The following is a 12,412-nucleotide window of genomic DNA, read 5'->3' on the forward strand; positions in this document are numbered from 1 at the left end:
CTCTAGCCAAACTGAGCTACACCCCGACAAAACAAATTATATCATTACTCGCCAAACAATGCAAGTAAATCGAATCGCAGAAATCTGTTCTCAGATGCGTTTGGAGGTTTTATATACGCGAGTGTTTAAAATAAGCTTATCACTTGAAAGCCGGAGATCCCCAAACTTGAGAAGTCTTTGGAACTTATCATTCATTACATTTTTCCTTTTTCTACTAGCCAATCTTGCCCAATCGGACCCAACCGATATGTTAGTAGCTAAGCTGCCAAGCGGCTTGACTGTCATCATACGTGAGAAGCACACAATCAACCTAGCGGCGGTTGATATTTGGATTAAAGCTGGTAGCATTAATGAGACAGAAGAGAATCGTGGTGTTTCTCATTTCGTTGAACATATGATCTTTAAAGGCACGCAAAAGTACGGTCTTGGCGAGATCGACCGCACTGTCGAAGGAATTGGCGCCGAGCTGAATGGCGGTACATCAAAAGATTATGTACATTTCTACACAACGGTTGCTAGTGAGTACCTGCCGGTAGCATTGGACGTTTTAGCAGATGCAATTATTAACGCACGCTTTGCACCAGAAGATTTTGAAAAGGAGCGTGGCGTCATTCTAGATGAGATTGCACGTGCAGAGAGCGACCCTTCCCAAAAAGCAATCAGCTTGTTCATGGAGACAGCCTACTCGGTTCATCCTTACCGGTTTCCTAGCACCGGAACGCGAGAATCTGTCCAAAAGCTTACTTTAAAGGATTTAGATGAATATTATTTAGCCCACTACACACCGGAAAACACCTGCATAGTAATAGTAGGGGATGTAAACTCTGAAGTGGCGCTCAATCTTGTAAAGACAAAGTTTGCAGATTTTCGCATGAAATCATCTAGGGCCGTGCAAGTCCCGCAAGAGCCCCTGCAGACAAAGCCAATTGTTCGAAGGGTTCATATGGATATCGACCAGGCTTACATTGTTCTGGGTGTGCGGGCACCCTCGGCATCCGAGTTCAAGGATATATGCGCACTTGACATACTTCTTGGTGTGCTGGGGGACAGCTACCGTGGACGGTTGTCCTCGATATTTACCGAAAAAGGGATACGGTTCACGAAAATTGACCCTGATTTCACGACTCGACGAGATCCAACTGTTTTCTTAGTGCTCGTAGCTGTTGACCCTGAGGATGCAAAAGAGGCAGAGACGGCTCTTCTGGGCGAATTTGATAGGCTTGCCCAGGAAGGATTGTTGGAATCGGAGATAGGCCAAGGCAAGCGTCTCGCCGTGGGAAGCGACCTTTTCGAGCGGGAAACTTTCTCTGGCGAAGCGCGGACGCTTGGTCTTGGCTATGTGCTTGGATTGCCCGAACTGGCATCGCACTATGCAGAGACCGTTCAGAACCTCGCCCGTGCCGAAGTTAACGCTGCCGTTCGGAAGTACTTTGGCGGGAACAAATATACTCTTGTGATAATAGAACCGCAAGTTTCAATGGAAGGAAGTTAGATGTATATTCGCCCTATCATAATCGCAATTATCATAACATTTGTTTTTAATTTTCCAGTAGCGGCTGCCAATCAGCCTGCTGTAAAAACAATTTTCAGCAACGGCTTGGTGCTAATAGTCAAACCTGAGCCGGAAGCCTCGACCGTGGCGATTGAAATCTTTATAAGAATGAATGTCAACGGTGAAGATAAGGCCACCCAGGGGTTGGGGCACCTGTTTGCAGGGTCAATCCTGGGCGGCACGAAAAGCCGCTCGCCTGGGAAAGTAGCACGCCTGTTCTCCGAGGTCGGAGGAAGCTTTCATGCAGTGTGGCAATGGGACTATCTGGAAATCTATGGTGTGACTGTTCCCGGGATGTGCAATGAGGCGCTGGCTCTGCTAGCTGATTCAGTTCGAAAGCCAGCATTTTATCCGGAAATAGTGGAATACTCTCGCTCGGTCGTACTCAAACAGGCAAAGGCATTCGAGAGCGAACCCTTCAACGCTGCATATGCCGAGCTCAGAAAGTCTCTTTATCCAGCAGGTCCTTACAGGCACGCATTTATTGGAGACCCTCAAGCCATTGGTAGGGTATCACGAGAACAGCTTGAAGCTTTCCATAGGCTTTGTGTAGCGCCAAATGATATAGTAATCTCTATTGCCGGAAAGGTCTCTTTTGAGAAAGTTTCTGAACAGGTGCAGAAACTTTTTAGCAATATGCCCTTTATTCAAAGGAGCGAAGGCACCCAAAAGTGGGACTCACCGGCTGAAGGCAAATTCGTCGTCAAAAATGTTGGGCCTGCAACATACTTAATGCTTGGTTTCCCTGCAGCAGGCATGGCATCGCCTGATTATCCAGCATTGGCAGTGGCGAACGTTATGCTTGGCGGCAATAAAAGTTCTATGCTATTTCGCAGACTCCGGGAAGAACTAGGAATAGGCTACCAAGTGGGAAGCTTCTATCCGAGCCTGCGAGGGCCAAGCCACATAGTAGCTTTTGTGGGGATGGATTCAGGTCGGGCAACTCAGCAGGTTATAGATACTGCAAAGGATGCCATCCTCCAGCAAGTGGCCAAACTTAAAGAGGGATTATTCACCGATGATGACCTTGAAAGAGCAAAGCGATATTTGATAGGGACGTACGCCGTTAAGCACGAAAGAGTAAGAGACCGAGCATTCTATCTTGGCTGGTACGAGATAATTGGCCTCGGTTATCAGTATGACACAGAGTACGCCAGCAAAATTAGAGCCGTTACGAGGGAGGATATTTGTCGAGTATGTGAGCGATATTTAGGCGTTCCGATAGCTTTTTCTAGTAGCAGTGCTAGCAGTTAACGAAACCCTTGACTATCTGTTGATTTTGCCTATATTGGTGTGCTATAATTCTGGCGCTTCAGATACACTGAAGCTTAGTTTTAGAAAGGAAAGCGGAATGTCTGTACGAAGGACTGTCTCCTTAGTTTTCCTGTTTTGCTTTCTAATCTTATCCGTATCCTACGCTGCCGAGCAGACCAAAGTAGATCCGGTTCTAGCTGCAAACTATCAAAAGCTTGCAGGCGAAGTAAGCGCTGCTAATATTGCCCGGACGATCAATACTCTATCGGCACAAGAGTCCCGTGTTGCCGGTTATCCAGGCTGTGATGCGGCAACGCAATATGTGTTAAACGAATTCAAGAAATTGGGGCTTGAGGATATCAAGGTTGAACCCTTTAAGGTTGCCGTCCCTGTTGATAAAGGTGCATCCCTTGAATTCAATGGAAAGTCCTACCGTCTTTATCCAATATGGCCCAATCTTGTACGGACATCACAACTTCCTAAAGAGGGCATAACAGGGCAATTAATTTACGCTGGCTCAGGAAAGCTCGCAGAGTTTGATGGATATGATGTTGACGGAAGCATCGTCATGATGGACTTTAACTCTGGTTCTGAGTGGCTTAATGCTCCGAGGCTAGGTGCCAAGGCGGTCATTTTTATTGAGCCTGACAGCACGATGCGCGGCGAAGCTGAAGCTAAGTTCATCTCCATCCCCGTTTCCATCCCTAGATTCTGGATATCGAAGGCAGACGCAGCATCACTTCAGGCACTTTGTGCAGTGAATCGGCCTCCTGTTGTGCGTGTCAAGTGTCGTATGCCGTGGGAGCGTCGCACGACCTATAATATTTCAGGCGTCATTAAAGGTACCGACCCAAAGCTTAAAAATCAGATTATAATTATTGAATCTTATTACGACTCGACCTCGGTAGTTCCTTCTTTATCGCCGGGCGCGGAGAATGCCTGTGGCATTGCCTCGATGCTCGAGCTGGCGCGAATCTTTAAAAAGCATCCGCCTGGTAGAACTGTTTGGTTCATAGCGACCAGTGCCCACTTCCAAAGTTTGCAGGGCATCCGTGAATATGTTGACCGCCACCTTCATGAGTTCCAGCGGCCGGGCACACGCGAGAAAATGGCCGCATGGTTCTCTCGAATCATCCCTGGAATGGGCCATCGGACTGTCCGCAAGCCGCCCCAAATTTATCTATTTGTTGGGCTGGACCTATCAAGCCAGACAAAGGGAGTTGGCGTTTTCTATAAAGGCTATTTCTATGATTGCAGGGAAGATATTCAAAATAAGTTTTCCGACATTGCCAGAGTCTGCCGCGAGAACACAGAAAAAATAGGAGCTGTACTTGGCTTTGACCCTGCGAAAGCCTTTGCGGACGGCGTGAACCCAATTGCGGGAAAGAACTGGCGAAACTTCATTCCAGGCAAAATCGCCCTTGATGCGGAAGCAGTCACGCTTGCGGGAGCTAGAGGAATATCGTTTGTAAGCACAGATGATGGCCGCGCACTTGTAGATACGCCGTTTGATGTAGCCGAGAAGGTAAACGTAGCAAATCTTGTTCAGCAAACTAGGCTACTTGCATGTCTTTTTTATCACATACTGCATGACACTAATAGCCCTGAGGCTGTGGATGTGCCTAAGTTTCCAATCACCGAGCCGTCAAACTTCGCTCGAATGACGCTTCAGGGCGGCTTCGCCAGGCTTCAAGGTCAGGTGCTAATCTTAAACCTGAAGAAGAGCTTCATCCCAAACACACCCGTGCCAAACACATTGGTAATAGTTAGACACGTTCATTTAAACAAGACCCTTATGGGCGTTCGCGGGAACATGATCGGAACTGTAGATAAGGAGGCAAGGTTTAGCTTCCCAGGGGTTGCGCCGCTGACCACATATCCTGGCCCACCCAGAAAGATGTCCGTGGCGGCTTATCGTCTTGATCCCGACAGCGGCGAGATCATATATTCACCTGACCAAGGCATATGGGGCGCGGATTTCTACCCCACGGAAATTCCAATAAATACTGGGATTAAGGACATACCTATTGTTGTATTCAAGTGCCGCTCGACTGCAATTTTCGACCTAATAGATCCCCAGTCTCTGCGCACCCTGCCGCAAATAGACATCTTTGAGGGCGAATCAAATGCAAGGCCTAGAATGTATGGCGTCTCCCTAGCCGTACCGGAGTGGCAGGTCTCGCACGTTGAAGATGTTGCCGTCATCTTTACAATGCCGAACACCCTTTTGAAGATAACAATGTCTGCCGGCCCGGCGGCGACTCGCCTAGTATTAATAAATGCCACAAAAGAGAAGCCTGAGGGCATAGGATATGTTGTTGGCAATGGCGTGCCGATAAAAAATACCTCCCTCAGGGTTGCAAAAGATATGTGGATTCTCGACGATTTCCGCATCAATCGCTTGAGAAAATACCGCATCATAAACGAGGGCATAGACAAACTTCATAAGCTAGCGGCAGACGAAATCAAACTTGCAGAAAAAGCATTGGCTGAGAAAAAATACTCCGTCTTCGATGCACATGCCCGTGCAGCTTGGGGTTATGAGTCTCGGGCCTATCCCGATGTCCAAAAGACGGCTAAGGATGTAGTAAACGGCGTCATTTTCTATCTAGCCTTGCTTTTACCCTTCGCATACTTTGCAGAGCGGCTACTCTTTGGGTTCTCGGACCTAAAGCGCCAATTGGCAACAGCGTTTGCCATTTTCTTGGGAATATTCGCGACTTTCCGATACTTCCATCCTGCGTTCGACATTACAATGAATCCGGTGATCGTGTTTATAGCATTCACCATGCTTGCGTTAAGCTTCCTTGTCACGGTGCTCGTAACAAACAGGTTTGAGGAACAGTTGAAAGCTCTGAATCGAAACATGAGCGGTGTTCACAAAGTTGACATCGGTCGGATGAGCATAGCGGCAGCGGCATTCTCGCTGGGCATCTCGAACATGAGAAGGCGGCGGGCTAGGACATTCTTAACATGTATAACGCTTATTCTTCTAACGTTCACAGTGCTTTCGTTTACATCCATTGTCCAGACGATGCGATTCAACAAAGTCCCAGCGCCAGGAAAGCCTAGGTACAACGGCTTGATGCTCAGAACCGCAATGTGGGAGCAGCTGCAAGAGCCGGCTTACCGGCTCCTCAAGGATGAGTTTGGAGCCACTAGAGCTGTCGCCCCACGGGCTTGGTACTACGGCGCCGCTCCTGGAGAGCAGACGTTCATGACCCTAAAGCGCAACGATAAGACCTTCGACGCCAGGGGGATTGTCGGATTCACTCCTGAAGAGAAGCGAGTAACTCATCCTGAAAAGGCATTGATAAAAGGTCGGTGGTTCAGGCCTAGCGATCGTTATGCAATGATTATTCCAGGGGCGATTGCAAAGGCACTCGAAATCACCGAGGAGGATGTTGGGAAGGCAAAGGTCACATTTAGCGGCGTAGAGTATACAATTATCGGCATAGTAGACAATGATAAATTTAAAAAGATAACCGACCTCGACCGCGAGCCTTTGACGCCAGTTGACTTTATCATGATGCAGAAACTTACCCAGCAGGGCAAGACGATGGGTGAAGCCGGATTCCGAGAATACACCCATCTTGAACCTGATACCGTCTTCTTCGTACCTTATCAGACTTTAATCAATTTAGGCGGAGAAATTCGCTCCATAGCCATCAACTTTGTAACTCCTGAGGAAGTCAAAGAGGTTTTGGACAAATTAATGCCAAGGCTTGGATTGAACCTCTATGCAGGGCTTGGCAACCGAACTTTCCGATACAGCTCCATTGCAACTAAATCCGGCAAGGGGTTCAGTGCAGTATTTATTCCTGTGCTTATTGCTGCCTTGATTGTTCTCAATACAATGTTAGGTTCTGTATACGAGCGCGTTCGCGAAATCGGCATATTTAGCTCACTAGGCCTGGCGCCAAACCATATTGCTATGCTTTTCATCGCCGAGGCGATGGTCTATGCCGTACTTGGCGCAGTTGCTGGCTATCTAATTGGGCAAGGCGCCTCGAAGTTGATTTATACATTCCATCTCTTGCCAGGGCTTTATCTGAACTTCAGTTCGCTATCGGCGGTGCTCTCGACGCTTATAGTAGTAGGCGTTGTCCTGCTCTCAACAATCTACCCCGCGAGAAAGGCATCAGAGGTGGCAACGCCTGCAATCGAGCGAAGTTGGAAGGTTCCAGACCCAGTAGGCGATGTTTGGAACATTTCACTTCCGTTTGCAGTAACGGGTGCGCAGGCGACAGGCGTCAACAAGTTCATCGCTGAATGGTTCGAGGCTTATGAAGAATACTCAGTTGGCGATTTCGTTACACAAAACGTCGAGACATCGGCATATGACTCTGAGTTTGGGAAAGCTTACCGAGTGCAGTGTAGGGCCTGGCTTGCGCCGTTTGACCTGGGCGTTAGCCAGGAGGTAATTCTCGATACAATTCCAACCTCGATGGAGGATGTATACGAGGTTCGCTTGACAATCAACCGCGAAAGCGGAGACATATCAAACTGGAAACGCGTTAACCGCAGGTTCCTAAACACACTAAGAAAGCAGTTCTTGATTTGGCGAACGTTGAGGGCAGAGGAGCGGGAGCGCTACCTTGCGACAAAGCCCCAAGCTGAGTCGGCATCTGCTCCTCAGGCCTAACCAGAGCTGCGTAATAGAAAGGAAGAGTTTAGGTTGCCGGTCGAAGAAAGTTCCATAGAAGCGGCCCGAGAAAGGGCTGAAGAAGCATCGTCTGAGGAAGGGCAGACTGAGAAATTTGAGGAAGGTTTTACTGGGAAGGCAATTGTAGGGGCGTTATTTATTGCCTTTATAATGCTTCCCGGTGCGTTGTATCTGGGTTTAGTCGCAGGCCAAGGACTTGGCCCAGCTGCACAATGGGTAACTATTGTTCTTTTCGCAGAAGTAGCCCGCCGCTCATTCATGCCCTTGAAGCGCCAAGAAATTTACATTTTATTCTACATTGCAGGCGGCCTTGCACACATGACAATGGGCGACCGCGGTATCTCCGGTGGGCCGTTTGGCACGCTGATATGGAACCAATACTTTGTGCAGAGCCCTCAAGCAGCAGCAATAGCCCATGAAATTCCCAGATGGGTTGTGCCCCAGCCTGGTTCTAAGGCATTAATCGAGCGGACTTTCTTCCACGCGGACTGGCTTGCCCCCATTCTTCTTTTGATAGTTGGCGAAATCCTCGGAAGGATGAATTGGATAGGCTTAGGTTACGCGCTTTTTAGGATTACCTCCGATGTTGAAAGGCTCCCCTTCCCGATGGCTCCAGTCGCGGCCTCGGGAGCAACCGCATTGGCGGAAGCATCTACTAAAGAGGAGTCTTGGCGGTGGCAGGTATTCTCGATTGGAACGATGGTTGGGCTAGTATTTGGCTTCTTCTACCTGGCGGTGCCGATTTTTACAGGTGTTGTGTTGAGCAAACCACTCATGTTGATACCAATTCCGTTTATTGATTTTGCGCGTAATACGGAACGCATACTGCCCGCTGCGTTGACCGGGATATCAGGCGACCTGGGAGGCGTTTTGACTGGCTTCGTGCTTCCATTCCAGATAGTCGTTGGGATGTTTATAAGCTCCATTGCATGTCAAGTAATCACAAATCCAATATTGCAAAGGCATGGTTTACTTCCAACTTGGCGATATGGAATGGATTCGATCAACACCCACCTATCGGTAAGTATTGACTTTTGGATGAGCGTTAGCGTAGGCATTAGTGTTGCGGTGGCTGTAATTGGCATATATGCAGTAATATCCTCGGCGGTTAAAGCCCGCGCCAATGCTCGCGAAAGCAGATTGGCACCGTACAGAATACCAGCTGGGCGCGGAGATTTTCCAATCGTAGTTGCAATTGCAGCATGGTTCTTTGCCACGCTAGGTTATATAATCATCGCACATCGACTTGTGCCGTTGTTTCCACTTTGGATTCTGATTGGCTTTGGTTTCTTCTATTCGCCGATCATGTCGTACGTTTCCGCTCGAATGTTCGGCTTGACTGGGCATGGCGTTGGCTTTCCATACGTAAGAGAAGCAACAGTCATCAAGAGTGGTTACCGTAATGCAGACATCTGGTTTGCGCCAATCCCCATTTATGATATGGGCTGGGCTGCGGCAAGATTTCGCGAAGTTGAACTCACGCGAACAAAATTTACAAGTGTTCTAAAGGCAGAGGCGCTGATGTTGCCTGTTATGCTAGTGGCGAGCTTCTTGTTCTGGGCTTTCTTTTGGCACACAAATCCAATCCCATCGCCGCAATTTCCCTATGCACAGAAATTCTGGCCGCTTTCGGCCACATTCCAATCCATATGGCTGACGGCAAACAAAGCTGGGGAAAGCAATTTCTTGCTTCAGGCGTTAAAGCCGAAGCTCATGGTCTATGGCGGCGTTGGAGCGTTTATGGTATTTACAATTTTGGCAATGGCAAGGGTGCCCCAGCTTTACTTCTATGGACTAGCAGGAGGAGTGGGTGCGTATCCCCACAGCACTATACCGCTTTTCATTGGGGCACTGCTAGGGCGGTACTATTTCGGAAGGCGGTTTGGTACGGATAAGTGGAGGATGTACACTCCCGTGTTATTGGCGGGATACTCCTGCGGTATGGGACTAATGGGTATGAGTGCTATTGCCCTTGCTTTGATTTCGAAGTCCGTCCAGGCGTTGCCATATTAGGGTTTCAATTTACATGATACCAAAACTTGCAAAAGTTTGACCACCTGCGATCAACAGTTATAAAATGGAGGTATGAAAAAAGAGAAAATTAGACGCACACTCGTCGGCTGGCAGGGAATTGTCGCAGAGGTTCCCTGTGATTGGAGCCTTGCCTCAATCGGAGGTGACGGGAAAAGCGGATACTTTCGCGTTGACAGCCCGCATAGCTTATCGCTCGAAGTTAAATGGTTCACTGGTTCTTCTGAACGGATTGACGTCCGCAGGCGGCTTGAGGAGTTTCTGAAAGATCTCGGAAGGAAAGCCAAAAAGCGCAAGGTTAATTTCGAACATAAGATAAAGTCGAAAGAAGACGGAACCATATCGTTTACATGGCAGGCTGATCGCAAAGCGGTTGGGAAACTCACGAGATGTGATCATTGCAGGCGTATCCTGATCGCCCAAGTAAGTGGTTTGAGCTCTGACAATGTTTCCGGTGTTGCATCCCAGATCCTGTCGTCGCTCATGGACCATTCCGAGGATGGTTGGCAGACATGGGCGGTTTATGATTTAATTGCCGAAGTGCCGCCTGACTACCGGTTGGAGAAACACCAACTAATGGCCGGTTATATTAGGCTTAACTTTCGCAAAGGTGTAAACCGTCTAACAATCGAACGATGGGGGCTTGCAGACGTAGCTCTGAGGAAGTGCACTTTTACTGAGTGGTATGCGGACAGGGTGCGTTATGATTTCCGCCCATTCCGATATTCTATGCAAGAGGTTGACTTCGATGGCGAGAGTGCTATCGAGGTTACGGGAAGGCGGCATGGGTTGAAAGAAATATTAAGGTCGGCTAGCGAGCTTCTCCGAGGAAAAAGTCCGGCTATATTTCTGGATGCTTGTGCTTGGGTTTGCGAGGAATCGAATAAGATATATGCGGTCCAAGCTGTACATTCACGGCAAGAGAAAGTATTTGACGAAGTAGTAGATAGAGTGGAGTGTCATTAGGTGGGTTCGCTTTATACTATCGCGGCTCAATATCTGCCTTTTATTAGAAAGAAGCCAGCGCTGAGCCGCCAACAAGCGCTCAAGACTCGGCCTATCAGGAATCCGCTGGTTGAATGGACGAAGGACGAACTGGGTGAGGTAAGCTTGTTTATTCCTAGGCGAAAAGACCGCATAGCGCGGATTCTGTGTTGGCTGTTTCGTGCGCCTGAAAAGCGCGAGATTGTGCTTGGTGAAGTCGGCGGCTTTGTCTGGGAGCTCTGCGATGGTGAACACAGCGTTGATTCGATAGTTTCAGCAATCACCAGTCGGTATAAGATTACACGACGAGAAGCAGAAGCGTCGGTGGGCGTATACCTGAAGATGCTAGCCGACCGAAAGCTTCTTGGTTTTCGAGTTGGAGGCAGTGGCAAGAAAAATGAACAAACCAGTCGAAAGTAAAGAAATTGGTCGGCAAATTCAGCTTCCATTGAGCAAAGCTTTCAGGATTAGCCTGACAAGTATAAGAATCAGATTTTGGCGCTCTATGATTACAGCTGGCGGCATATTTTTGGGAATCGCATTTCTTGCGTCAGTGCTTACGACTGCGCTAATCCAACAACATCTGCCAGGGCCTTCTGACCCTGCGGTTGCGGCGGAAGCAGCAAATCGTCGAACTTGGTTAGTAATCATGTCGCTAGTGGTCTGCACTGTGGGCATCACGAATTCCATGCTTATGTCTGTTACCGAAAGGTATAAAGAAATTGGCACAATGAAATGTTTGGGAGCGCTTGATATTTTCGTTGTGGAGCTTTTCTTATTGGAGGCGCTAATTCTTGGAATCATAGCGTCGTTCCTTGGTTGGATTGTAGGTTTCGGAAGTATCTCTCTTCTTGCACTGGCTACCCATGGCTGGGCGGTGGTTGGCAAGATTCACTCAATCCAAATATTAGAACACCTGGGGCTGTCCATGTTGGTTGGCGGATTGCTGACGGTAATTGCGACAATACCACCTGCAATAAGAGCGGCGAAAATGCCACCCGCAATTGCCTTAAGGGTGGAAATATAGCTTTAACTTTAGTTTGTCGGTTATGGGAAGCTTGGCGGGGCGGAGCAAATTCGTTCTGTCGTCTTTCTTGAAAAAGCATTATTTGCAGCCAACAGTAATTCTAAAGGGTGATAGACGAATGGCATCAAACGAGTATGTAGTTAGAACAAAGGACCTCTGCAAAGAGTTTGTTATGGGCGACACAGTTTTGCGGGCGCTCGATGGTGTGCAGCTCGATGTGCGCAGGGGTGAGTATATCTCAATAATGGGCCCCTCTGGCTCGGGGAAGTCTACGCTGTTTAACATGATTGGCGGGTTGGATAAGCCAACATCAGGTTCTGTATTTATTAATGACGTAGACATGGCACAGCTTGATGCACATGAGCTTGCTTATCTGCGGTGCAGAACCATCGGCTATATTTTCCAAACTTTCAACTTAATACCAGTGATGACAGCCCTAGAAAACGTCACCTTGCCGACAGTTTTCGCCGGAACCCCCACAGACGAAGGTATCGAGAAAGGTATAAAACTTCTGACTCTTGTTGGACTTGGTGATAGATTGCATCATAAGCCCTCTGAGCTTTCGGGTGGTCAGCAACAGCGCGTTGCTATCGCCCGAGCCTTAGCGAATGACCCCGCCATAATTCTTGCCGACGAGCCAACCGGAAACCTTGACCTCAAGACGGGAAAAGAAATAATACTGCTTCTAAAAAGGCTCAATCAGGAACAAGGGGTAACTATTATCTCCGCGACCCATGACCTTAAGATGATTGACGTCTCCGACCGCGTTGTCTGGATACGAGATGGCAAGATAGAGCGCATCGAGGAGAGGTCGGAAATTGAGCTAAAGGTAGGCGAACTTGAGGGCGTCGAGCAGTAGGCAGTACCGCTAAGGATTTCGTTCATAGGGGACAGGCTG

The 12,412-nt window shown here is 48.4% G+C and carries 8 protein-coding genes; all 8 read left to right on the forward strand.

Going from position 1 to position 12,412, the window contains the following annotated elements; all coding sequences use genetic code 11:
• Positions 1 to 1,492 (forward strand): insulinase family protein (locus K6T99_09265; protein ID MCL6520011.1); only part of this gene is annotated, 1,492 nt, incomplete at its 5' end.
• Complete coding sequence (locus tag K6T99_09270; GenBank protein MCL6520012.1) at positions 1,493 to 2,806, forward strand: insulinase family protein; 1,314 nt, start codon at positions 1,493 to 1,495, stop codon at positions 2,804 to 2,806.
• A 97-nt stretch (positions 2,807 to 2,903) separates the two neighbouring features.
• Positions 2,904 to 7,451, forward strand: coding sequence for an FtsX-like permease family protein (locus K6T99_09275; GenBank protein MCL6520013.1), 4,548 nt, complete (start codon positions 2,904 to 2,906; stop codon positions 7,449 to 7,451).
• Positions 7,452 to 7,505: 54 nt separating this feature from the next.
• Entirely contained in the window at positions 7,506 to 9,485 is a 1,980-nt protein-coding gene (locus K6T99_09280) for a peptide transporter (GenBank protein ID MCL6520014.1), read from the forward strand.
• 72 nt (positions 9,486 to 9,557) lie between these two features.
• On the forward strand, positions 9,558 to 10,469 hold the full coding sequence (locus K6T99_09285) for a hypothetical protein (GenBank protein MCL6520015.1): 912 nt from the start codon (positions 9,558 to 9,560) through the stop codon (positions 10,467 to 10,469).
• Positions 10,470 to 10,907: a PqqD family protein gene (locus K6T99_09290; GenBank protein ID MCL6520016.1), complete on the forward strand. Its 438-nt coding sequence runs from the start codon at positions 10,470 to 10,472 to the stop codon at positions 10,905 to 10,907.
• Positions 10,885 to 11,514 carry an FtsX-like permease family protein gene (locus tag K6T99_09295; GenBank protein MCL6520017.1) on the forward strand — a complete coding sequence of 210 codons (630 nt, stop codon included), beginning with the start codon at positions 10,885 to 10,887 and terminating at the stop codon, positions 11,512 to 11,514. Before K6T99_09290 ends, K6T99_09295 begins: the two co-directional genes overlap by 23 nt.
• 118 nt (positions 11,515 to 11,632) lie before the next feature.
• On the forward strand, positions 11,633 to 12,373 hold the full coding sequence (locus K6T99_09300; GenBank protein MCL6520018.1) for an ABC transporter ATP-binding protein: 741 nt from the start codon (positions 11,633 to 11,635) through the stop codon (positions 12,371 to 12,373).
• Positions 12,374 to 12,412: the final 39 nt, after the last annotated feature.

It is taken from the genome of Armatimonadota bacterium, from assembly GCA_023511795.1.
In the GTDB taxonomy this organism is placed as follows: Bacteria; Armatimonadota; UBA5829; order DTJY01; family DTJY01; genus JAIMAU01.